The sequence below is a fragment of the Ulvibacterium sp. genome, assembly GCF_965228935.1.
GTDB lineage: Bacteria > Bacteroidota > Bacteroidia > Flavobacteriales > Flavobacteriaceae > Ulvibacterium.
This window is the reverse complement of sequence record NZ_OZ245846.1, coordinates 5,500,692-5,523,881: the sequence shown is the minus strand read 5'-3', so window position 1 is coordinate 5,523,881 and position 23,190 is coordinate 5,500,692. Positions and strand designations below refer to the sequence as shown.

Sequence of the window (23,190 nt, the reverse complement as noted above, 5' to 3'; positions counted from 1 at the left end):
AGTACTCAACATACGAAGATTAGTTTAGGTCCGGTAGGATTTAATTCAAGAAGAGGTACCTAACTGATTTAAAATCTCAAATGACAATTTAAAAAAAAATTATATTTGGCATTAATTTAAAGGATAAGTCGATTCACGATTGTTTCCTTATTTTTAAGCGTTAGAGTTCAAATTTGAAGAAATAAATGAATGAATCATCATTTAGCTTAGATTTTAAGGAGAACGAGACTACTATAAACTTGAAAGAAATCGTGTTCCAGTATCTTCGTTACTGGCCTTGGTTTATTTTCACCGTAGTGTTGTTTGTTGGATTGGCCTACTCGTACATTCGGGTAATCCCACCTACCTATCAATCTGAGGCAAAGGTTAAAATAGCGGACGATTCACAGGAAATGGATATCGACCTCGACCCCCTATCCATGATCAATGGTACCTCTTCCATCAATCTAGACAATGAGATAGAGGTACTTAAATCCCATAGAATCTTGGGACAGGTGGTAGAAGCCTTGGATTTGGATATATCCTATTTTTGGGTAGGTAATGTCAGGACTACTGAAATCTGGAATCCCCCTTTTGCCATTACCAAGGTGATTGCCGAGGATAGTATAAAGGAAACGAGGTATTATGACATTACCTTGGACTCCTTTAAGGCAGAAATTACGGACTTGGAGGATAGGGCCACCATCATTGATTTTAATGCGAATGACAGTATTCCCTGGGGCCTGCCTTTCAATATCACCATTTTAGATGATGCGAGTCCTAAGGATTATACGGATATCACATTTAGGGTAGTCATAAAATCCATAAAACAAACAGTATTTGATTTGTCAGACAGGTTGCAGGTGCAGCCTACCAACAAAAACAGCGATATTCTTTCCCTTTCCCTTGAAGGACAGAGTGTGGCACGCTCAGAGACCATTCTGAATGAGTTAATCAATAAATTCAATCAGGATGGGATTATAGATCGTCAGTTGGTCTCCAAACGGACTCTGGACTTTATTGATGAACGTTTTGGGTTTCTTTCCGGGGAGCTAGATTCCATAGAGGTAGGCAAGGAGAGCTTTAAACGGGCCAATGCGCTTACCGATATAGAATCCGATGCCGATTTCTCGCTCCAACGGAAGGCCATCACCGAGGATGAGGTATTGCAATTGGAGACCCAGATTTCCCTCTCCAATCTCCTGGAAAATGCGGTCAAGGGCCAATCCGCTTACGGGTTGTTACCGGTGGACGTGGGCCTGGAAAACAGTGGGGTCAACACATTGGTAGGGGAGTACAACGTAATGGCCTTGAATCGGGATAAATTGATTGCCACAGTGGGGGAAAACCATCCTACCTTGGTCAATCTGTCCAATCAAATGGAAAGTGCCCGGGTCAACATATTACGGACCTTAAACGTCTACCAGACCCAGTTGCGGATGTCCCTACGGCAGTTGAACCGGGAAAAGAGCCAGGCCAGTAGTCGATTTTCCAGGCTGCCCCAAAAGGAGAAAACACTTCGGGCCATTGAACGCCAGCAGAGCATCAAGGAAAACCTCTTTCTATTGTTATTACAAAAACGGGAGGAGGCGGCTATTAATTATGCGGTTACAGCCCCCTCCATCAAGGTGGTGGACTATGCCTTGACCCCTGATGAACCTTTGTGGCCAAAAAAGTGGATTGTCTATCCCATTTCCTTTCTAATGGGATTGTTTGTGCCCTTTGTATTTCTTTATCTGAGGTTTACTTTGGACACCAAGGTGCAGCAACGTGCCGATCTGGAGAAGTTGAACCCCAATCTACCCATTGCTGGGGAAATCCCCACCTTAAAAAAGGTGAAGAATTTTGTAGAGGCCAATGACCGCTCTGTGCTGGCGGAATCCTTTCGGATATTGGCCACCAATGTCAACTATTTCTTGCCCAAGACCCCAAAACCGGGGGGAAAGGTGGTTTTTGTAACCTCGTCCGTGGAAAATGAGGGGAAAAGTCTTTTGGCCTATAACCTTTCCGTGGCCTATACCAGCCTCAACAAGAAAGTACTGCTCTTGGGGGCCGATCTTCGGAGTCCCGAACTGCATGATTTTTTTGGGATGGGCCGCAATACCAAGGGGCTTTCGGATTATTTAAAGAATCCGGCTTTGGGTTGGCAGGAGTATGTCTACCCAGGGTTAGATGGCAACAAGTACCACAAAATCTGTTTGGGTGGTCCCGTGCCGCCCAATGCGCCGCAGCTGCTTTCGGATGACAGATTTGCCACCTTTATCGAAGGAGTCCGGGAACATTTTGATTACATCATCGTGGATACCGCCCCTACCATGCTCGTGGCGGATACTCTCCTTATTTCCAAACATGCGGAGGTGACCCTCTATGTGGTCCGGGCCGGACTTACGGACAAAAAACTATTGGACTTCTCCAACAAATTGCACGCCACGGACAAGTTGGTCAATATGGCCTATGTCCTCAATGACGTTGACCCCAAAAACTCCAAGCACTACCAATACGGGTATGGGAAAAAATAGGTTTGGCTTCCTGTGGTACATTGAATTCCTTAGTTAATCCAAGTTTCCTAAATGGAAGAAGCAATGCATAAGTTCTAAATTTTGAGAGGTAAACTGCAAAACAGACTTACACACCCGTTTTTAAAAAATAATCAATACGTGTTTATTGTTTCTCAAATTGAGTAATTTAATGGTTTAAAAGAATTCTGAATCTAAATATTTTTATCGATTGTCCAAAAATATTTTGGTGTCCGGCGCTTGTGGATTATTGGGCTATGGTGTTTTAAAATCGCTTAGAAGATCTGAAACCCCGTATAAGCTAATTGGCACTTCAATTTATGAGTATGAAGATTCCGTTGCTCCTAAATTTTGTGACATTGTTCTTCAGGTTCCCTTAACCCTTTCCAAGGGTTTTAAAGACAAATTATTGAAAATTATTTTAGAGTACGAAATTGATTTAATAATTCCAACTTTTGAGATAGGCGTTACCTTTTGGGCCGAAAATAGTGATTTGTTAAAGAAAACTGGGACCAAGGTTGTGACCAATAATCCAGACTTAATAAGGTTGTGCAATGACAAATGGGAATTTTATAAAGTAATGAAACACCATAATTCTCCCTATGTTATCCCAACAACGCTTTGTTCTGACTTTAATGAATTAGATGGGAAATTTGGTCTGCCATTATTAATAAAACCCAGACATGGGATGGCCTCTAGAGGGATTGTTAGGGTTTACGATCAAAGATCTTTTGAATTACATAAAGAAGAAATCGGTAAAAAATTAATGGTACAGCCTTTGATTGGCAAGGACGACGGAGAATATACCGTAGGGGCATTCTGCGACGGAAAAGGAGGCTATGATGCCATAATTATCTTTAAACGATATTTATCAAAAGAAGGGTATACCAATAAAGCAGAGGTCGTTGAGGATAAACAAATCGAAGCAGCAGTTTTGGAGCTCTGTAAAATTTTTGAGCCCGTAGGTCCTACTAATTTTCAGTTTAGGGTTCATGAAGGTGTGTACCATCTATTAGAGATCAATCCGCGCTTTTCCGCCTCAACTGCTATCCGGAGTGCTTTTGGATATAACGAAGCTCTTATGGCGGTTGAGTATTATTTGGATGGAAAATCCCCAAAACAGCCTAAGATTAGAAAGGGAAAGGCAATTAGATATATTGAAGAACACATATTTTATTCATGAAGATCGGTGTAATATCAGACATACATGGGAATTTCGAAGCGCTTAAATCAGTACTCGAGGAGTTGGATAGATTAAATGTTTCCGAAATTTATTGCTTAGGGGATGTAGTAGGCTATTATTCCCAGGTCAATGAATGCTGTGAAGAATTAATAAAACGAAACATTCTTACTCTTATGGGTAATCATGACTGGTATATGGCAAGTGGTGGTTTTTGCCCAAGGCATAACAGTGTAAATGATTGCCTAGAGTATCAGCGAAAGGTGATAACTAAGGAAAATATTAAATGGCTGCAATCAAATGATATTCAGAGGTTTGTGGGTGATGTCCATATGGTTCACGGCGGTTGGTCAGATCCCATTGATGAATATTTATTTGAACCATCTAAAGAATATTTTTCAAGAATTGAGGGAAAAATATTTATATCTGGCCATACCCATATTCAAACTTTGAAAGTTTACAAAGATAAAATCTACTGTAACCCTGGCTCCGTTGGGCAACCAAGAGATGGAAATCCTAAAGCGGCATTTGCCATTGTTGAAAATGAGAACATTTCTTTGCACAGAGTGGATTACGATATTGATAAGGTTAATGAATTGATGATAAAAGCTGGTTTCAATGATTCTGCCTATAAAGTTTTGAAAAAGGAGGAACGATATTATGCTGGCTTCCGAAAAACATAAAAATTACCTCTAAAATTTCAATGATTATATTGGTTTTTAAAGACACCACTTTTTTTCGCTAAAAAGCTTTATTCGCCCACTTTGTTCAATTGGAAATGATTTGTCATAGCGTGTGGATGGGAGTGCACGCCTACAAACCGTATGACGGGATTTGCATCCCCAATTTTATGACCTGATCCAAAAGTTGGGGGAGAAGACCGGGGTTCCCGTGGTATTGAATACCAGGTTAAGCATTCAAGGGGAGCCTGTGGTGGAATCGCCCAAGGACGCCATACGTTGTTATTTTTCCACCGGTCTGGATGCTCTTGCCATTGGTAACTTCATGCTTTCAAAGAGTTAATGTCTACATATGAAGCTTTGATTTATCATTGTGGATATATCGTTGGTCATTTTGGTAGCCCATTGCTCAATTACTTGAATCCCAAAGACTCAAAACAGTACAGTTACGGGTACGGAAAAAAGAACTGAAGGAATAAAACCCTTGGTTTTAGCTTTACTATCCCGGGTTTTGAACTGCGCCGGGATTTAGGTTTATTTCCACCTGGGGAATAGGCCATATATATTCATGGGGCTCATACTCCTTAAGATGTTGCGGGTTGTCTTGATTAAAGTCATCAATGACGCCCTCCAATTTATACGTTCCGAAGCGATTAGCTTTTTGTACACGTTCAAACCAAAATTCTAAAACCATGGAGAAAGGAAATTCCTTAATTTAGAACGAACCATATAAATAATTAAACGAACAAAGCTTATGGAGTTTAACAGACGCAATTTTTTGGCAAAAGGGGTCTCTTCGGTGGCGGGAATCACCGCCGCTTCAATGATGCCCAATTCCCTATTTGGGCAAGGCTTGCACACTACCTTGCGACCCGAAGAGATTGTCGTAAAACCCCAGGAACGGTCAAAGCCAAAACACGCCATACGATTCTCGGTAATAGGGCTCAATCACGGACATATTTATGGGATGGTCAATTCGTTGTTACAGGGAGGGGGAACCTTGGTAGCGGTTTATGCCAAAGAGCCGGAGTTGCTACAAAATTTTACCAGGCGCTATCCCCAAGCAACAATAGCCAAGAGCGAAGATGAAATTATTGGGGACGCCACCATACAACTGGTAGCCAGTGCCTCTATTCCCGTGGAGCGGGCCCCGTTGGGGATTCGTGTTATGAAATCAGGTAAGGACTTTATGGCTGACAAGCCCGGAATTGTCACTTTGGAGCAGTTCCGTAAGGTAAAAAAGGTACAAAAGGAGACCCAACGGATTTATTCCATCACCTATAGTGAGCGTTTGGCCAATCCTGCTTCTGTGCAAGCCGGAAAACTGGTTCAGGAAGGAGCTATAGGTAAAGTGGTTCAGCTTATTGGGCTGGGCCCGCACCGTATGCGACCCGAAAGTAGGCCGGATTGGTTTTTTGAACCGGATAGGGCAGGAGGTATATTATGTGATATCGGCTCCCATCAATGTGACCAGTTTCTCTACTATACCGATTCCAAACAGGCGGAGGTCAGTTTTGCACAAACCGGAAATTTTAATATCCCAAACTATCCCGATTATCAGGATTTTGGCGATATGAGCGTCCGTAGCAAACATGCCACCGGCTATATCCGTATTGATTGGTTCACTCCGGAAGGCCTGGGAACCTGGGGCGATGGACGTACTTTTATCCTAGGGACCGAAGGGTATATCGAAATGCGAAAGTATATAGATATTGCAGGTCGTGAGGGGGGTAATCATCTTTTTCTTGTTAATCAAAAGGAAACCAAATACTACAATTGCAAAGACGTATATATGCCCTATGGGGAACAGTTGGTCACCGATGTAGTGGAACGTACGGAAACGGCCATGACACAAGACCACTGTTTCCTTGCTACGGAACTGGCCCTGACCGCACAGGAAATGGCATTTAAGCTAAATACTTTATGACTTTTGGAGTAGGGCCGTAATGAATTTAGTTCTGATCATCATAGCTAATCCGGTCTCGGATCCCACCGCTGGCACGGTGAATAATGACATCGGCCTTGTATTTTCTGGCCAAACTTTTGGCCTTGCGGATGGCTGTGCTCTGTTTTCGGTGTTTGCTGGTGATACGTTGGTTCCCTTCACGGAGTACCGCCCAGCCGTCTTTATAGGGCACCACATGTTGGTGCCAGGTACGGCCGCGTTTGCTACGTTGTGCACTATTCAAAAAGACTTCGATGAGGTCTATAAGGGTTCGTAACCAAGAGGAGCCTTTGGACATGGAGTTGTATCGTTGGTTTCGAAGATAGGAGTATTTGCTGAATATCTAAATATAAAATGTCCTCCGAAGCTACGACCAGAGCGTGTAGCGAAGGAGGGCTTAAACCAATCGCTTGTTTCTAAAGGCTATACCAGACCCAGATTTCAAGTATCGTTCGTAATCGTATGCTTTTTTCTTGTCTACAAAGTAGGAAACGTGGACTAATTGAAAAGGTAATTTGTCTTTGGTAAAATGAACTTCACCATTGCGATGGGCTTTCATTCTTTGCTTTAGTCTAGCTGAGAAACCAGTATAGTACTGTCCATTTGCACATTTTAGAATGTATACGGCATAGGGTAAGGTCATAATTGATTCGTTTGAGGGGAATATAGTGATTCTCCTTCGCTTTTCGCTGCGCTCAAAGCTTAGGAGAATGTGGATTGTGGACCACGTGGTCCACCGAAGCCCGACAGTGTGTTGATTGGGATTTACGAAATGTTCAAGAAGCCCTCCTTCGCTTTTCGCTGCGCTCAAAGCTTAGGAGAATGTGGATTGTGGACCACGTGGTCCACCGAAGCCCGACAGTGTGTTGATTGGGATTTACGAAATGTTCAAGAAGCCCTCCTTCGCTTTTCGCTGCGCTCAAAGCTTAGGAGAATGTGGATTGTGGTCCACCGAAGCCCGACAGTGTGTTGATTGGGATTTACGAAATGTTCAAGAAGCCCTCCTTCGCTTTTCGCTGCGCTTAAAGCTTAGGAGGGCGTAGGTGGAGCCGGAGGGACTAGAACTTATCTTTTAAACAACCAATGAATAAGGGTTTTCCGACGTTCTCGAAAATTATGCTCACCGAATAGGTGACTTTACAAAAACTTAACCTGTTTTTGCGGAAAAACCCCAGTTTTTCTAAGGTTTTTGTGTAATTAGTTTACACAACTATACATTATATTAGACAAACAGTTCCCCTTAAATTTTTCCCCGATTTTATAACCTTGGCAACCTAATTATTTGGGTTTTTAGACTATGTAGCTGTATTTAAAAGAAAGAAACCAACTAATCAAGATTTTTGTAGCCAACAATTATCCTGTTTTACAAAAGCTTGAATCGTAACATCCACCTGATGAATGTTTGTACGATTTAGAAGTAATGGAATGTAATTATTTCCATAGGGATTTCGGACTTATCTAGTATCAGACTCCATGTGTAATCTATATTTTCAAACTAAAATTCTTTAAAATGATTCAATTAGTTTTATGGCAAGCAACCCCCGACGTTGATAGCGGGATAGATTTTATCAGTCCAACATCCCTGCTCACCATCGGGGGCGCCATTCTAGCTGTGGTCGTAATTGTCAATACAACTCGACATGTTTTCAATTGGGGACCCAAATGGTATGCTCTCCTATTAGCACTTGTAGTTTCATTTACTGTTTGGCAATTAGACAATAAACCAAGGAAACAAGATTCAACCAAAGGTTCTATAAATACTGAATCAGAAAATAAACAATCTCTATCCGTACTTTCAGTTTTTCTTATTCTTGTTAACGGATGTTTAATTTATACCTCTGCCTTTGGCATCCAGAATAATGTGGTATCACCTGCTTCGAGCACAATACTGGGGGGTAATACTGAAACTGATGAAGAACCAATTAATTCCAGAGGTACCTCTACCTCTGACAGTGAGGTAAATCCTAATCATACAAAACCACTTTCAAAACTTAATACTGGATATGAGCCTAGGGTTAGGCTTAGATTTAATTCAAGTTGGTAAAATATGGATTCGACATAAAATCTGTTGGAGATAAATATGAAGAAGGTAAAGTGTGTAAAACGAATGAGAAGAAATTTTAAATGAATAATACATGGCAACTTTAAATTGGAACGGGAAGTCAAAAAAAACGTGGACGCTACCTGGGAATAGGGAGCGCAAAGCTAAAGGGATTCTTCTTGATAAAAAGAAAGGTACTATCAAAATTTTGGTTGAAGAACATGATAATTATAACGAGCGTTATCTAAGAAGGAAACTTCTTTCTGCCTTTAAGGAAGAGTTCGACAAAGAATTAATTGTGATTTATGCCTTTAGTGCAGGGGATATTATTGTGACCGACAGGCTAGACTCTGCTCATCGGATAGGGGATATTGTAACGTTAAAATCTGGAAGGAATTATTATTCATCCGGCATCATTTCCTGTGGAGGGTCTTCTATTGATTACCCTGTTAAGGCGAAGTACACTAAAAAATTTACCGATAGATGTCATACGGGAACTCTAAATAAGGACTATAGTAAACTTATTGTCGTTGTATGAAAGCTCAACTAAAATTTTTTGCAATACTAGCCTTGGTTCTATCAATTTTAGGATGTGGGGCAAACGCAAGGTTAACCAATTCCAACAGAGGACTTTTCAAGGTGAAAAGTATGACTGAATCAGTTGCCAAAGAAATAGTAGATGTTAATTTGTCTATTATACCTATACCGCCAAAAAAGAGTGTGCCAAAGATTAAGCCTAAAACCTTTTTTAGTTTGAATGATTCCACTCAGACTGCCTACCTCAAGATTTTGGCAGGAATGACTCGAAATCCCGACACTTTGATTAAATACATCAAAATGCCACTTTCAGATGTGACTAAGACTAAGAGCAAGCGGAGTGTAGATTTTACAAAAATTTCGGTCCGGTTTTTCCTGTCCAACATAAAAAGATATTACAAATTTGACGAGACTTATGAATATCCTAAGAATAGAGATTCAACGTTTTTGCATACTAATACCAGACTTGAATACCTAAATACTACAATCGAATTAGGTGAAAGTAGTGGTGTTGAAGTTGTAACAATAGATAAACTAAAAAACGAGTTTGAGTCGATTGACCTTGGAACTTTGGAACGTACAAATAATGTAACATTTAATACCAAACTAAGTGCTGAATATGGCATTGGAAATGAGGATACTTCAACTTCATTAAGGTCACTTACTTCAGGAAGTGGTGGTAACACTTCAGAAACAACAACCCAAAATATTTATGACGAGGATGGAAATTTATTAAGTACTGTGGTCACCGGTGTCACACCGTCCAACAACACCAGTACAACCAATAGTATTAATGAGGTAAATAGTAACAAGTTAAATGCAGGAGCCAAGGCTGAAGTAAGTTACAATAACAACGAAGCGATTAAAGAAGCCCTAGCATCAAAACTAGCAAGATTAAAAACGGGATTCTCTTTTACAGAAAATAAGATTAAGGTTGCACAACGTGGGGATATCACTAGGGATATTTCTGACAATATATTCATTACAGCAACTGTTTCTCCCACTTCTAATTTAGACGAAACGCTAGTCCATTCTTTTAATGGATTGTTCAAAAACAAAGTTGAAAACAAGGCTAGTGCGATTGAAGTTTCCAAACGGGTCATTAAATATATCTGTTGTACAAATAATTTTGTCTTAGAAGAGTTGCCCATAGATTTTAAGGTAGATGGCGTTTTGCGTACGGTAAAAAATGAAAGAAGAGGTCGTAACAATTATGAATTTGATGATAAGGTCACTTATTACATATTTAATTATGAGCCCGAACAAGAGCCATTAAAGATACCTTTAAGTCCTTATTGCAAAAAGATATATACCATTAAGGCGAAGTTTAAAGACTTGTCCCATGACCTAACCCTAAAGATAGATTTACCAGATGAAAGTGATGTGTTGCTTCTAGAAGATGAGGAACCTTATCAAGTACTAGAATGGGTTAGACAGATGATTAATGCACCCAGCAAAGAAAAATTAGAGGGCTTGGGCTATAGGATGTACTTTGATAGCCCGCAGGGTCAGATTTTTTTAGTAAACAGAAAAATGACAACAGATGATATAAGTAAACTTAAGAAAATAGAGAAGGTTTTCCTTTATGAAAGAAGGTAATCTAGGCTAGTAAATAGACTTTTGAGGATTGCTTCTGCCATTCCCAACATGCGCAGAACTGACATTGGTGTCGTTTTAGTTGCATACAACAATAAATAAAGCTAGTTACTGGGCGGTGCTTTTGTAGAATTAAATGACACATTCAATATTAACGAACTTCCGGAAAATGAGACAACAGCGATTGACCGAATGAATTTTGGGTTGGTAGTCAAGGTTGCTTTTTCAGGTCTCAATGTGGAAAAGAAAAAATGATTTTAATATGAATTGTTAGGTACCCTGTTGGTTGTTAATACTTAATTAGATTATAGTTTACGCAAATAAAAAAATCCAAAAAACAATTTTGATTATGTCTTACACTAATAATTTTTTAGGTGATAGTTTTAAAGTTGAACTACCGACCCTAGCGGCTACAAATGAATCAGTTTTAATACATTATACTCATTTCAGCACTTGTTTTTTCAAGCCAAGAAAATTTGCACTTTATTGTGCTTGTAATATCCCTACCCTAGATAAGAGAATCAACATAAAGCGCCCTTCTAGTAAGTTTTTCAGAAAGGACGAGGATAACCTTGAACTTGAATATCAAATAGGGCAAGATTTTTATTATTGTATAGAAAATGACCATCCAACGGTTGACAATAGAAATCTATTGGATCGAGGCCATATAATTAGGAGAGAATATCCTCAATGGAAAAATGAAGAAATAGCAACAAAAGCGTCAAGGGAAACTTTTTATTTCACAAACATTGCACCTCAGTATTATTCTTTAAATCAAGGAGATTGGCAGGAATTAGAAGATTATGTAATTGATGAAGTGAAAAATAGAGTCTCTGTTTTTTCTGGATGTATTTTCGATGATAAAGATCCTGTGGCTTTGTATAAGGGGGCAGAAACACGTAAAGTCCAAGGTTTTGTGATTCCATTAAAGTTTTGGAAAATAGTCTATTACATGAAAGATTCAAAGCTTCATCGTATAGGATTTGTTCTAAGTCAAGAGAAGGTTGTAAAGGATTTGGACTTTGTTTTTTCTCCTAACGAAAAAATAAAACTACTATTCTCTACCAAAGACCCTTTTGCACATTTGGATGAAGATTTAGTGCCTTATATAGTTGACGTCAGCGCAATTGAGTTCTCAACAGGATTGAGTTTCACTCCAGCGATGGAAAAAATTAAAGGACAAAAACCAAAGACCTATTTGTTCGATCAGGATAATCGAGCCGATTCAGTTAAGTTTTCAAAGAATATACTTACCAATTATTTGTAAAATGAAAAACCATCATATTCTGGCGTTGGCCATTCTTATTTTCTTAGGAATTATTCTTTGGGTTAAGCCAGAGTTTTTGCAAGATTCAAAAGTTCAAGAAAAGACTGTTAACCCACTAGACATTGAAAAAAAACAGGCTGTTTTGGAACAAAAAGATTATGTCAGGTTTGATGAGGCTAAAGTAGAACTCGGAAAATATCTGGATGGTTTGGTGGGAGATAATCCAACAACACAAATTGAAGCCGAAAAACAAACGGTTATTGACATGGTAGATCAAAACTATCAGACCATAAACAAGGAAAAAAGGGATTCGTTACTGGAGTATTTCAAGGAAAATCTCGAAAACAAGGTGGCCCTGGACAATCTTACCAATACTCAAAAAAAAACCAACTATACCTTGATTATTGCCATTGTATTACTTGCGGGTCTTTTGGGAGGCTACGCTAGAAGATATTATCCTGAACTTAAAGATGTTATCAAATTAGCACAGGAAGCTGACCAAAAGGCGGAAAGCTTAAAGAGTAAAGCAACGGATATGAAGCGTAACGCTGAAATATTTTCGCGAAGCTATTCATCCTCTACGACAATAAAGTCCAGTTTTGAAAATGAAATCAAGACATTGGAAAATGAAACAAACTCAATTGATATTGAAGCACAAAATATCAAATCTGAGGTTAACCATCTCCTCAAAACAGTTCAAGACCTTTCCGAACATTCTTCGGATACCTCTGTTTTGGCAAACCTTCTTTTTGGTATAATTGCTTCTTCTTTATCGTTTTTGGCTTTAAGTGCTACAGAGAGCAAGGTATTGGATTTTCAATCAGGAACTGATTATTTAATCTTATGGGGATGGTGCTCCTTGTTTGCTATTTTTGCTCGAAACATTATAGAAAGTATTGTGAATATGATTAAGAAGAAACTACCTTCTTAAATACATCTTTACCCAGAGCTATTCCAGCAAAACTTCAGCTTACTTAAACGCTTATGGGTTGAATCAATGATTGTGCTCTAATGCATGCTTCAAAGGCATTTACCAGACCTGTACCTGTCGCTAAATCCCATCCTATATTCGCAGACTCTCCATGTGCTGACATACCGCTAAATACATCTATGGTAGTATCGGATAGTATCTGTTTGATTTGAATTGGGGTCAGGGTTGGATTTGCCGATAAAAGTAATCCTATACAGCCCGCAATTTGTGGTGCTGCCGCAGATGTTCCGGAAAAAATACCCCAGCCCAAATTACTTTTATTACTTGGCATATTATCCCCTTCCAGTTTAGAACCATTTGGAACTGGCAACATAATATGACCTTTTAGTGGTGGGCTACCACTCTCACCGACTATTCCACAAAAATCAGGTACATTGCGATTCGGATACAAGCTGCTTACAAAAGAACTAGCGTAACTTGAAGCCGACAAACTCCCGTCTTTAGCTACTGAAACTCCTCCAACGGATATTACACCGGGTATACATCCAGGGAAAGCTTTGTGTCCATTACCCGCAGCAAAAACCATGGATACACCATCGTCAATAGCATCAATGATGATATTTTCAACATCTATAAGCTCGAAATATTGGTTCGGATTTTGGTTTCTTAATGCATCTTTGTCTTGGAAGTCTATATTCCAGCCCCATGAATTGGTGATGATTTTAGGATTTTCAGATAAAGCGGTTTCAAGGGCCAATGCTGAATAATCGTCGTGTTTAACCCCTATAAACTGGCAATCTGGAGCAATTGCGAGCACATTTGCACTTTCTCCTGTTCCATGTCCTGAAGTATCGATTTCTGGTTGGGTGGTATGGTCAGTGGCCACGCGTTCAATATGAAACCCTTGACTTTCAAAATAGGGATGCTTTCCAAATCCAGTATCCGTCATAGCAATACGAACATTTTTCCCGGTCCATCCGTTTCTATGACAAAAAGGTACTTTGAGTACCCTGGCAACATCGATTAAGTCTAAATAATAATGAGAGATATTAGGGGTAATGAATGTGGGAGAAAAGAATTCGGGAGGAGAAGGCATGTAGGCAAATTCGATTACATCTTTTAAATCATCAGGAACTTGAATTTCCTCTTGACTCAAATCATAGGATTCCCTTAAAGTAAAGGAACCTCTAGATTTTTCAATACCTTGAGAACTGATCTTAGACTTAAAAATACTCTCAAGCTGCTCTGTACTTAAATCTATCGTAATGGAGTTATGCCGAGTCATTCTTGCTTCAACGCCAAGGTTCAACGTCTTTCTTAGAGCTTCTTGGGCTTTACCCATGGAAGGCTTAAAGTCCTTGGCACGTGAAACCGATTTAGTTCCAAACGTTTCAATTATGGGGATGTTGGATTCTGTTTTAGGAACTAACCTCAGACGTTTTACTTTGTCAATCATTCTTCTGAATCTTTAAAAAAAACGGGTTTTGCGGGCTCATAAATCGCTATAACTTCCTTGGCAAGTTCAGAAGGTATTTTGAAATCGATTATGCGTGTTCCCGTTTTGTCGAATTTGCAATTAAAATAGTCTTTCAATAAATTGTCATCAATCTTGATATAAACACCGGATTTAGTAGTGTTGGTCACGTCAATATTGTTCTTTTTTAGGATATCCTCAATATTTAAGGCCTCCTTCTTGGTTCTCTCCTTTCCAATTAGTTTAATCTTTCTCATAGCCTAGAAAATCAAAGTGGACTAAAACCTGTGCAATCACTCTTTAATCCAAATACTAGTTTAAATTCACTATGTAAGATATGGAATTATAGGATTATTCGTTGGGGGAAAGCTTACATATAAAACTGAACATTAAAAATTTTCCGTTATAGGAATACTCAAAACGTTGACTTAAAAATCTTACTTTCAATTTTCTTAAATGTAGGAAAAAAGATATTAAAATTAAAGTAAAAGTGATATTTTTTTAAGTTATCTTATTGTTTTTTCAATTCTTATTCATTGTTGTCCAGAATTCAATTGAGTAATTTTAAGGGTATAAAGACCCTAACCTAACTTTCAAAACCCAATAAATAATGGTTTTCAAGATGCATGACGAATTAAGCTCTCCGCATAGGTGACTTTACAAAACTTAACCTATTTTAAGGAAAAACCCCAGTTTTTCTAAGGTTTTTGTGCAATGGATTTGTTGTGAAATTTTATAGCTTTCTAATCCTCAACTCTTCATTTCCCCCTCAACACTTTTTTGCTTGGTTAAAACTAAAGGGATTTAGTTTAAGAATAATACAAATTAGAAGCAAACAACCATTCTTTTAAAAAAATCATGGCACAAAAGAAGATTTTATTGTATGGTCAGGGGATTCCTATAAGTCCTTTATATGAGGACAGTTCCAAAAAATATTTTGAAACGGAAACCATAGCCGAATTTGAGATTGCGGCCACAAGAGCAAAACAAATTAAAATTGAACAAGATGTTGATGAGGACGATTTGTTTGAGTTGGAATATGAAGATGGTTTACTTCGAATACTTACTCTTGAACAACTCCAAAAAGAGGGAAACATAAAAAAGACGAGGGAAGGATCGGATCCTGACCCAGATTCCAATGTTATTACAGTTCCGCTTTACCTCAAAGGGTATGAGAGTACCTCTAGGGGGATAATCAAAAACGTTTTAAAGAAACTAAAGCTAATTAAGCCAAATGAAGCAGTAGCAGGTATTACAGCTTTGGCTTTGGCAAAGAAAATTGAAAGCAGATTAGAACCCGGACCTGGATTATATCATTGCCAGAACCCCAACAAATTAGGCAAGAGGGCAAATAATATTTTAATTGACCGACCCATTCTAATCTTGTTGCATGGAACATCTTCCAGCACGTCAGGAAGCTTTGGAGGATTTTTTGAGGGAAACAATCCTTCATCTGCATGGAAGGACATACTCGAAATATATGACGATAGAATATTTGCATTTGAGCATTCAACTTTAACCAAAAGCCCACTACTCAACGCAATTGAATTATTGGAAGAACTCCCGAAAGACGCTGTGGTTCATTTTATATCACATTCTAGGGGAGGTCTGATTGGAGAAATTTTATCTAGAAATCTCATAAATAGAGAAGAAGCATTTTCTGAAGTTGAAATTAATGTTTTTGAGAAACTCAAAAGAAAGCAGGAAGTAAGATATCTGAATAGGATAAATGCCTTACTCAGGGAAAAGAACATTAGGGTAGATAAGTTTGTTAGAGTTGCGTGCCCGGCTTCCGGCACCATTTTAGCTTCACAACGGTTAGATATCTATTTAACGGTAATCTTAAATTTAATTGGCCTCATCCCGGCCCTTAAAGCCAATCCAATATACTCCTTTGTTAAAGCTTTTTTGATGGCTTTTGTCAAGAAAAAGGAGGATATCAGGGTGTTTCCGGGATTGGAGGCCATGATTCCCGATTCGCCCTTGATTCGGGTGCTGAACAACCCTGATAAAAAGATTGATTCGGAACTATATATACTTGCAGGTGACGTAAAGGCACATGGAATATTAAGATCGCTTCAAGTGCTCGTGGCCGATGGTTTTTTCAGAACACAACATGATTTTGTAGTTAATACCATTTCCATGTTTGGAAGTGCCAGAAGAGATAAAACCTATTATTCTTTTTACAGCAATAAAGAAATAAGCCATTTTAGGTATTTCAGTCATACCACTTCACAAAATAACATTGCGGCCGCGCTACAGAGTTATGAACAACTACCCATTGGATTTAAACCTTTCAGCCAGTTAATAAGAGAAGATGGTACAATCACTAAGGTCAGGGGAAGGTTAGATTACGTTGCTCCGGGAGAGAGAGCGGAAAAGGATGCCCCGGTTGTATATGTATTGCCTGGGATCATGGGTTCCAAGTTAAGCGCTGAAAAAGACAATATTTGGGTAAATCCATTCAGATTGGCCAGCGGTCAAATGGAACGGTTGGCTATTGATTCGCCGGAAGTTGAGGCCCATGCGCTTATGGGTTCTGCCTACCGCTCATTGCTTAAAGCCCTTGGCAAAAAGTACAATGTTGTGCCTTTTCCTTTTGATTGGCGAAAATCGATCATCGAGTCGGCCATGGAATTGACCGAGGACTTGGAATTGAGAATGTCAAAAACAAATCGTCCGATTAGAATAATGGCGCATTCCATGGGGGGACTCGTAGTACATGCTATGTACAGTGGTCATGAAAGTACTTGGAAAAAGTTTGTTTCAAGGGAAGGTTCCCGGGCAATTTTTCTGGGTTCTCCGTTACGAGGATCCCACGTAATACCCTCCCTTTTTCTGAGAAAGCATCGCCTTTTTAAAACACTTCACACCTTAGATTTAACCAATGATAGCGCAGAATTACTAAAAATAATAAGAAGTTATCCGGGCCTTTTGGAATTATTGCCAATAGATGCTGAAAGGGATTACAATGACAAAGCCACCTGGATCGAGATGGGAAGAAATGAAGAGGATTTTGTTTTGCCGTTAAAACCAGAGCTGGAGAAAGCCCGAAAGTTGGGAGACCTGTTTAAAAAGCGTCCGATTAAAGGGGAAAATCTCATCTATGTAGCGGGGAAGGACCTTTACACCCCGTATAGAATGGAATTTGACCATAATAATAAGGCCACATTGTGGGGAACTTCAAAAGGGGATAGCTGCGTGACCTGGGAGACAGGGATTCCTGAGGCCTTTAAGGGAAGAACCTGGTACATGCGGGCAACACACGGTGCCCTATGTGCTACCAAAGAATACTTCCCTGCATTGATAGAACTTTTAGAATTTGGTTCAACCTCGTTATTGCCAAACCAACCTATAATGATGAGAGGTGAGGAAGACGATTTTGTGATGCCGGAAGAATATCCATTGATAAGTCCATCAGAGGATATATTGGAACATAATATAATGGGGATTTCATCGAATCTAGAAACAGATGAAGAAGAAGTTCAGATAACGGTGCAGGTATGCCATGGGGATTTAGGAAATGTTAAATACCCGGTTGCGGTGGGACATCACTTCAACGATCCAATCGTTAGTGCGGAGCGTGTTGTTGATTATTATATGAATTCGAGATTATCTCAAAATCATAGGGTGGGAATGTACCCTGGCAAACTGGAGACATCATTAACCCTACTATGTAAAGATTCCAAGTTCAAAGGTGCTTTGGTGTTGGGTCTGGGAATTTATGGAGAGCTGAATCAAGGAAATCTTGCTAAAACGTTTAGGCATGCATTTATTGATTATGTGATGACCAAGATTCAAACCGTAAAAGATTGTAATTGTGAAGAAAAAGATATCACAATTGAAGATATGGGAATCAGTTCTCTGCTTGTGGCAAGTGATTATAGCGGGCTTACTATCAGAAACTCAATTAGAGCCTTGCTTACAGGTGTTTTGGAAGCCAATAAGCACTTAAAGAATATCAATTCTATAAACGCACCACAATTAGTTGATGTGGAAATTATTGAGATATATAAAGATCGTGCTATAAACGCGATGCATGAACTGAAGAAGATTATCCATGAACCGGATTTTGTAGATAAGGTTGTACTTAAATCTTCCTACGTAAATGAGGTTCCCGGGAAGCGTCGAAGAATTTCTTCTGACGAGAAGAAAAATTGGTGGCATAGGTTAAAGGTAGAGACCATGAATCAGGATAAAAGCGATGATATGCTTTCCGAGTTGCTTAAAGTAGTTAAAGATGCCAATGAAGATGATGAAATAAGAAGTTGTTCCAAAAGGCTTTTAATGGAACATTTCCTTGATAGACCTGATACCAAACAAAATCCATTAAAATTCATATCCCTTACGGATCGTGCGAGGGCAGAAGAGCAAATAAAATCTACACAGAGAAGTCTGATTGACCGATTAATTGAAGCATCAGTCAGAGTAACCACTTGGGATAAGGAAACAGCAAGAACTTTATTCCATTTGTTGATACCCAATAACTTTAAAGATTATGCCACTGATAACAAGAACATTTTACTTATTGTTGATGAACAATCTGCAAGTTATCCATGGGAAATCTTGCACTATCCCAATGAAAATATTGACCTACCTATTTCTACGCAGATCGGATTGATAAGACAACTTGTGGTAAATGAGTATGATAGCAGAGTGAATCAAACCTTGATTGATTCCGCTTATGTTATCGGAAATCCAAGACTAAATCCGTTGTTGGGATTTGCCAACTTACCTAATGCCAGAGACGAAGGACTTAAGGTTGTGGATATTCTTGCCCAAAATGGATATTTAACAACAAGCGCCATTGAAGAGGATAGCATAGCTACAATCAATAAATTATTCGGAAATGATTACAAAATTATTCATATGGCCGGACATGGGGTGGTTAGCACAACAGATGCTGCTAAATCAGGTATGGTATTGGATGATGATATCTTTATTACCGCGGCTGAAATTGACAGTTTATCACAAACCCCGGAATTTGTTTTTATCAATTGCTGTTACTTGGGAAAAACTTCAGACCTAGGGACTATCCCAAGTTTTCATAAGCTAGCTGCAAATGTGGGTACCCAGTTTATTCGAAAAGGCGTGAAAGCCGTAATTGCAGGAGGTTGGGCAGTAGACGATGATGCCGCGTTAGGCTTTGCAGAAAGCTTTTATAAAAACATGTTTAACGGGTACACTTTTGGAGAATCGGTAAAAATGGCCAGATTGGAGACCTATAGAAAATATGGATCTTCCAATACTTGGGGCGCCTATCAATGCTATGGGGATCCCTTTTACACCTTTGGCAATTCAAAAAAGAAAAGTGATCAAAGGTTTGCTAGGTACGTTGATAAGGATGAGGTCTTAGTAGACTTGGACAACCTTGTAAACCAAGTTGAGCCGGCTTCTAGTAGGGATAGAGGAAATTTGAAGAACCAAGTAGAAGAACTTGTGAAAAGTATTCCCGAACACTGGTTAAATGATTCAAGGATTTTGGAGGCTATAGGGGTATTCTACTATGAACAGAATTTGTACGAAGAGGCAGAGCTGTATTTAGAAAAGCTTAGATTAATTCCAGATGCAATGTATAGCTTGGGTAGTTTGAGCAAACTGGCCAACATACAAACCAAATTAGCCTTAAAAGACTATGTTTCCACTGGTGATTTCTTCGATAAAGCTGATAAAGGGTCAAGAATAAATAAGGCTGAACAAATTATTGGTTATTTAGAGGGTATAGGCGAAACTCATAAACATTTTTCTTTAAAGGGAGGTCATTACAAGCGAAAGTCGTTGACCCAATCAAGTTTGGATTATGTTGTTAAAGACTTACGAACAGCGGCCAATGCCTATAAAAGGGCTCATGAACTTCTTGTAGAAATTGAACCGGACTATTACTCCATCATCAACTGGTTGACCATAGAGCGAATTAGTGAATTGATTGGTTCGCCAAAACAGGGGGAGCTAGTCGTAGCCCAAAAAGAACTTGATGAACTGTATGCTCGTTTTGAAGAAAAAAGTGAAAATAGTGATTCGTTCTGGACCCTTACGTATGAAGGTGCTATTGGAATTTACGAGGTTATGAAGAAGGATGTTTCCAAAAAGACCAGAAAAAACACGGTTTTAAAGGTCAGGGACAATTACAAAAAACATTGGTGTAATGGAGGATCGATCAGAAAATCCGAGAACATTTTAGGACAAGTTAATTTCTCCATCTTGATACTAGAAAGGCTTTTGACTTTTGGTAATAGCTTACCCAAGTCCGTTGACAAAGCTGAAGTAAAAGAAATTATGGCTTCGTATAGACAGCTTTATGAAGCGCTTAAGGACGTATTTAACGATTAAACCAAAACCTCAATTTAAAGGAGGAGTTAACACTACAAAAAAGTACTAGAAAAGCACAATTAAAATAATTCAAAATGTCATTTGAACCAATAAAGGAAGGGCCAATTTGGACATATGAAGTGAATGATTTCATTCAGCTTCGAGAGTGTGTTGAAAATGAAATCTCGTTTATCGAAGATTATGTATTTAGGGGACAGTCGAATTCCAAATGGGGGTTGACCTCCACGCTTAATCGTTTGATACTAAAGGCTAGGGAGACCGGAGCCAAGCATAGTTCAATAGATCGATTTGTGCGAATGCATTTGAATCGATTTAAGTTGGAAATCCGAGGAAGAAGAGGGGATAACCCGCCAAAATTAGAGGATGACGAGCTTTGGGCTTTGGGGCAGCATTTTGGTTTAGCCACACCACTATTAGATTGGTCCCAATCTCCCTACATCTCAATTTTCTTTTCTTTAAACTCAATTGAATCAGGAACAGTATTTAGAGTTTTATGGTGCCTAAATAAAAGAATGGTGCAATCAAAAAATGAAGGATTGGCTGAAAAGAAGAAACTTAAATTGATATTTCCTGATACAGATGATAACAAAAGACTTTTGGGTCAAAGTGGGTTGTTTTCCAAAGGTCCTGTAATGAAAGCTGTAGATGAATGGGTAAAGGAACAGTTTATCCAGTCAAATTCTCCAGTATTGTTAAAAATAAAATTTCCTGCCGATCATAGTTTCAGAAAACAAGCACTAAAGAAACTACACTTGATGAATATAAATTATTCAACGTTGTTTCCGGATTTATTAGGGGCAAGCAGGTATTGTAATATAGTGGCTGAGGATTATGAAGTATAACTCAGAAAAAGATTAAAAAAATAGTGACAAAACAAATGATGAACGAACATCTTTGAATTAATTGGCAAATTACCAAAAATGAATACTTTGAATACATTCACCACAAAACGCATTCTAATTTCTCTCATAACCCTTATTGTCTTTTTGTTGATTATGGCCTTTATTTACTTGTTGTCATTACATCAAGATAGGAAAAAGACGACCACAGCTCTACAACAAGAAAAAGATTTGATCATTGAAGATTTGAACAGCCTTAAATCCGAATATGACAAGGCCATTTTAGAGAGTAATGCCGCAAATGAAGAACTGATTGCTGCGCGTGATGATGTGGTAAAGTACATCGATTCGATTCACATCATGAAAACTAGTATCACTTCATTATCACGTTACAGAAGACAAGTTAGTGTTCTTAAGGTCGAAAGGGAAGAATTGTTGTGGAAAATAGACTCCTTAACACAATCTAATACAATGTTGTCAATGGAGCGTGATAGCACTTTCGTTGAATTGGAAAAGCACACTGTTTTCAATGATTCTATAGTTGTACAGAACACCCAGTTGGCCTATGCGGTAGAGAGAACTTTGGCTGTAACTCTTTCTGATTTCACTATTGATGCTGTTCGAGAGAGAAGCAGTGGCAGGTTAGTATCTACCTCTAGAGCCAAAGCAACAGACAAGTTCAAAGTTTGCTTCACTGTTGCCGACAATGTGATTGCCCAGGCTGGTGAAAGGGAGTTCTTTATTGAAGTTTTGGATCCCCAGGGCAATGTTATGGGAGAAAGCTTCTCAAAGTCAAGCGAGGAGGGAGCTAAAATTGCATATAGCAAAGAAACGAACTTTTATTACGAGAACAGTTCTTTGGATGTCTGCGATTATATTAACAAACCAGTGGGCGGTTTTCAAGGTGGAAATTACATGGTCAATATCTATGATGATAATCTAAGACTTTTGGGAACTTCAAAATTCGCATTAAAAGGAATACAAAATCTTTCTAATGGGCGTGATTCTGATAGAGATGGGGTTGATAATAGTATGGATCAATGTCCAAATGAAGCGGGCCCACCTGAAAATAATGGGTGTCCATGGCAGGATAAAGATGGTGATGGAGTTGATGATGGTTATGATGAATGTCCAGATGTGGCCGGTTCAGTTGGGAATAACGGATGCCCAGGTTCCAATATTAATACTAATAAAAGTATTATTGACGCCCCTCTCAGTACTCTTTCACCGGAAATAAGAAGCTTAAAACAATTTCCATGGCCACCTCCAAAATATTCCGATAGGATTTTATTACATACTTCTTGGAAACCTCTTACAGCTATTGAATCCTGCAAAGATTTGGGTTGTGTCGCTAAAATAATTTCCAGACCACTGGACCAAAACGATTACGAATATAGTTTTTACCTGCTGTCGAAGGATGAAAAATTTAAAGGCTTTGTGATTACAACTATGTGGGAAGAATTCAATAAAGATGATGGAACTTACCTAAATGACCCCAACAAACGACGAGCTACCTCCTTAAGTACAAGTGAATGGTGGAATAACCTGAAAATCCTAGCTTTTGGCAAGGAAGCATACTTTAGAGTTATAGTTTTTGCTATTACAAATTTAAATGATGACGTGGGGGGTAAAATTATGTCTGCTAAAAAGGCAAAAGGGAAAGTTAGGGGTGGCCACCCAGATTTAGCACAAAAGATAGCCACAGAACCTTTACCGGATTCGTATAGGATAATTGCATACGTTTATGCTTATAAGATAAAAAAGCCTTCCTTAAAGCCTGAAGAATTATATAATATTCTTACTGCAAGAAAACATTTAAAAGGAGCTAAGCTAGAATTGCTTTTACCTGACTAGAAACTTCTATTAATCTAACGA

General features: G+C 38.9%; 18 protein-coding genes. 13 read left to right on the top strand and 5 right to left on the bottom strand.

The genetic code is table 11. The features are described 5' to 3' along the window. Positions 1-185: 185 nt before the first annotated feature. The 4 genes from ACO06Y_RS23375 to ACO06Y_RS23360 all read left to right on the top strand — a co-directional run bounded on the left by ACO06Y_RS23375 (position 186) and on the right by ACO06Y_RS23360 (position 4,698). Positions 186-2,498, top strand: a complete 2,313-nt coding sequence (locus ACO06Y_RS23375; protein WP_422081492.1) for a GumC family protein — start codon at positions 186-188, stop codon at positions 2,496-2,498. Between the two features lie 208 nt (positions 2,499-2,706). Beyond that, positions 2,707-3,678, top strand: a complete 972-nt coding sequence (locus ACO06Y_RS23370; RefSeq protein ID WP_422081490.1) for an ATP-grasp domain-containing protein — start codon at positions 2,707-2,709, stop codon at positions 3,676-3,678. Next, positions 3,675-4,358, top strand: coding sequence for a metallophosphoesterase family protein (locus ACO06Y_RS23365; RefSeq protein ID WP_422081489.1), 684 nt, complete (start codon positions 3,675-3,677; stop codon positions 4,356-4,358). The genes ACO06Y_RS23370 and ACO06Y_RS23365 overlap by 4 nt, the downstream gene beginning before the upstream one ends. A 151-nt stretch (positions 4,359-4,509) precedes the next feature. After that, entirely contained in the window at positions 4,510-4,698 is a 189-nt protein-coding gene (locus tag ACO06Y_RS23360; protein ID WP_422081488.1) for a carbamoyltransferase C-terminal domain-containing protein, read from the top strand. A 156-nt stretch (positions 4,699-4,854) separates the two neighbouring features. Here the strand turns inward: ACO06Y_RS23360 and ACO06Y_RS23355 are convergent, their stop codons facing one another. Then, positions 4,855-5,049 carry a RagB/SusD family nutrient uptake outer membrane protein gene (locus tag ACO06Y_RS23355; protein ID WP_422081487.1) on the bottom strand — a complete coding sequence of 65 codons (195 nt, stop codon included), beginning with the start codon at positions 5,047-5,049 and terminating at the stop codon, positions 4,855-4,857. 60 nt (positions 5,050-5,109) lie between these two features. Between ACO06Y_RS23355 and ACO06Y_RS23350 the strand changes: the two genes are divergently transcribed. Further along, entirely contained in the window at positions 5,110-6,282 is a 1,173-nt protein-coding gene (locus ACO06Y_RS23350; protein WP_422081486.1) for a Gfo/Idh/MocA family protein, read from the top strand. Between the two features lie 25 nt (positions 6,283-6,307). On the opposite strand, the gene ACO06Y_RS23345 is transcribed toward ACO06Y_RS23350, so the two are convergent. Both ACO06Y_RS23345 and ACO06Y_RS23340 read right to left on the bottom strand, forming a co-directional pair. Beyond that, positions 6,308-6,598 carry a DUF2188 domain-containing protein gene (locus tag ACO06Y_RS23345; RefSeq protein ID WP_422081485.1) on the bottom strand — a complete coding sequence of 97 codons (291 nt, stop codon included), beginning with the start codon at positions 6,596-6,598 and terminating at the stop codon, positions 6,308-6,310. A gap of 99 nt (positions 6,599-6,697) precedes the next feature. Then, positions 6,698-6,943, bottom strand: a complete 246-nt coding sequence (locus ACO06Y_RS23340; protein WP_422081484.1) for a GIY-YIG nuclease family protein — start codon at positions 6,941-6,943, stop codon at positions 6,698-6,700. Between the two features lie 867 nt (positions 6,944-7,810). Between ACO06Y_RS23340 and ACO06Y_RS23335 the strand changes: the two genes are divergently transcribed. The 5 genes from ACO06Y_RS23335 (at position 7,811) to ACO06Y_RS23315 (ending at position 12,672) form a co-directional block, all read left to right on the top strand. Continuing rightward, positions 7,811-8,344 (top strand): hypothetical protein, encoded by a 534-nt coding sequence (locus ACO06Y_RS23335; protein WP_422081483.1) that lies wholly within the window; start codon positions 7,811-7,813, stop codon positions 8,342-8,344. 91 nt (positions 8,345-8,435) lie between these two features. Continuing rightward, positions 8,436-8,879: a hypothetical protein gene (locus ACO06Y_RS23330; protein ID WP_422081481.1), complete on the top strand. Its 444-nt coding sequence runs from the start codon at positions 8,436-8,438 to the stop codon at positions 8,877-8,879. Continuing rightward, on the top strand, positions 8,876-10,477 hold the full coding sequence (locus tag ACO06Y_RS23325; protein ID WP_422081480.1) for a hypothetical protein: 1,602 nt from the start codon (positions 8,876-8,878) through the stop codon (positions 10,475-10,477). The genes ACO06Y_RS23330 and ACO06Y_RS23325 overlap by 4 nt, the downstream gene beginning before the upstream one ends. Positions 10,478-10,823: 346 nt before the next feature. Beyond that, positions 10,824-11,741, top strand: coding sequence for a DNA/RNA non-specific endonuclease (locus ACO06Y_RS23320; protein WP_422081479.1), 918 nt, complete (start codon positions 10,824-10,826; stop codon positions 11,739-11,741). 1 nt (position 11,742) lies between these two features. Then, the gene (locus tag ACO06Y_RS23315) at positions 11,743-12,672 is read left to right on the top strand and encodes a hypothetical protein (RefSeq protein ID WP_422081477.1); all 930 of its coding nucleotides are present in this window, start codon (positions 11,743-11,745) and stop codon (positions 12,670-12,672) included. Positions 12,673-12,715: 43 nt separating this feature from the next. Here the strand turns inward: ACO06Y_RS23315 and ACO06Y_RS23310 are convergent, their stop codons facing one another. Next, positions 12,716-14,128, bottom strand: a complete 1,413-nt coding sequence (locus ACO06Y_RS23310; protein WP_422081475.1) for a S8 family serine peptidase — start codon at positions 14,126-14,128, stop codon at positions 12,716-12,718. Beyond that, complete coding sequence (locus ACO06Y_RS23305; protein WP_422081473.1) at positions 14,125-14,403, bottom strand: hypothetical protein; 279 nt, start codon at positions 14,401-14,403, stop codon at positions 14,125-14,127. Before ACO06Y_RS23305 ends, ACO06Y_RS23310 begins: the two co-directional genes overlap by 4 nt. 601 nt (positions 14,404-15,004) lie before the next feature. Here ACO06Y_RS23305 and ACO06Y_RS23300 point away from each other — a divergent pair. The 3 genes from ACO06Y_RS23300 (at position 15,005) to ACO06Y_RS23290 (ending at position 23,169) form a co-directional block, all read left to right on the top strand. Then, on the top strand, positions 15,005-20,476 hold the full coding sequence (locus tag ACO06Y_RS23300) for a CHAT domain-containing protein (RefSeq protein WP_422081471.1): 5,472 nt from the start codon (positions 15,005-15,007) through the stop codon (positions 20,474-20,476). 74 nt (positions 20,477-20,550) lie between these two features. Continuing rightward, entirely contained in the window at positions 20,551-21,318 is a 768-nt protein-coding gene (locus tag ACO06Y_RS23295) for an FRG domain-containing protein (RefSeq protein ID WP_422081469.1), read from the top strand. Between the two features lie 78 nt (positions 21,319-21,396). Further along, positions 21,397-23,169, top strand: a complete 1,773-nt coding sequence (locus tag ACO06Y_RS23290; RefSeq protein WP_422081467.1) for a hypothetical protein — start codon at positions 21,397-21,399, stop codon at positions 23,167-23,169. The last annotated feature ends 21 nt before the right edge of the window (positions 23,170-23,190 follow it).

Coding starts and splice junctions, on each gene's coding strand:
- ACO06Y_RS23340 (WP_422081484.1), bottom strand. CDS start 6,943: ATGACCTTACCCTATGCCGTATACATTCTAAAATGTGCAAATGGACAG.
- ACO06Y_RS23350 (WP_422081486.1), top strand. CDS start 5,110: ATGGAGTTTAACAGACGCAATTTTTTGGCAAAAGGGGTCTCTTCGGTG.
- ACO06Y_RS23320 (WP_422081479.1), top strand. CDS start 10,824: ATGTCTTACACTAATAATTTTTTAGGTGATAGTTTTAAAGTTGAACTA.
- ACO06Y_RS23300 (WP_422081471.1), top strand. CDS start 15,005: ATGGCACAAAAGAAGATTTTATTGTATGGTCAGGGGATTCCTATAAGT.
- ACO06Y_RS23295 (WP_422081469.1), top strand. CDS start 20,551: ATGTCATTTGAACCAATAAAGGAAGGGCCAATTTGGACATATGAAGTG.
- ACO06Y_RS23305 (WP_422081473.1), bottom strand. CDS start 14,403: ATGAGAAAGATTAAACTAATTGGAAAGGAGAGAACCAAGAAGGAGGCC.
- ACO06Y_RS23345 (WP_422081485.1), bottom strand. CDS start 6,598: ATGTCCAAAGGCTCCTCTTGGTTACGAACCCTTATAGACCTCATCGAA.
- ACO06Y_RS23290 (WP_422081467.1), top strand. CDS start 21,397: ATGAATACTTTGAATACATTCACCACAAAACGCATTCTAATTTCTCTC.
- ACO06Y_RS23325 (WP_422081480.1), top strand. CDS start 8,876: ATGAAAGCTCAACTAAAATTTTTTGCAATACTAGCCTTGGTTCTATCA.
- ACO06Y_RS23355 (WP_422081487.1), bottom strand. CDS start 5,049: ATGGTTTTAGAATTTTGGTTTGAACGTGTACAAAAAGCTAATCGCTTC.
- ACO06Y_RS23335 (WP_422081483.1), top strand. CDS start 7,811: ATGATTCAATTAGTTTTATGGCAAGCAACCCCCGACGTTGATAGCGGG.
- ACO06Y_RS23365 (WP_422081489.1), top strand. CDS start 3,675: ATGAAGATCGGTGTAATATCAGACATACATGGGAATTTCGAAGCGCTT.
- ACO06Y_RS23315 (WP_422081477.1), top strand. CDS start 11,743: ATGAAAAACCATCATATTCTGGCGTTGGCCATTCTTATTTTCTTAGGA.
- ACO06Y_RS23330 (WP_422081481.1), top strand. CDS start 8,436: ATGGCAACTTTAAATTGGAACGGGAAGTCAAAAAAAACGTGGACGCTA.
- ACO06Y_RS23375 (WP_422081492.1), top strand. CDS start 186: ATGAATGAATCATCATTTAGCTTAGATTTTAAGGAGAACGAGACTACT.
- ACO06Y_RS23310 (WP_422081475.1), bottom strand. CDS start 14,128: ATGATTGACAAAGTAAAACGTCTGAGGTTAGTTCCTAAAACAGAATCC.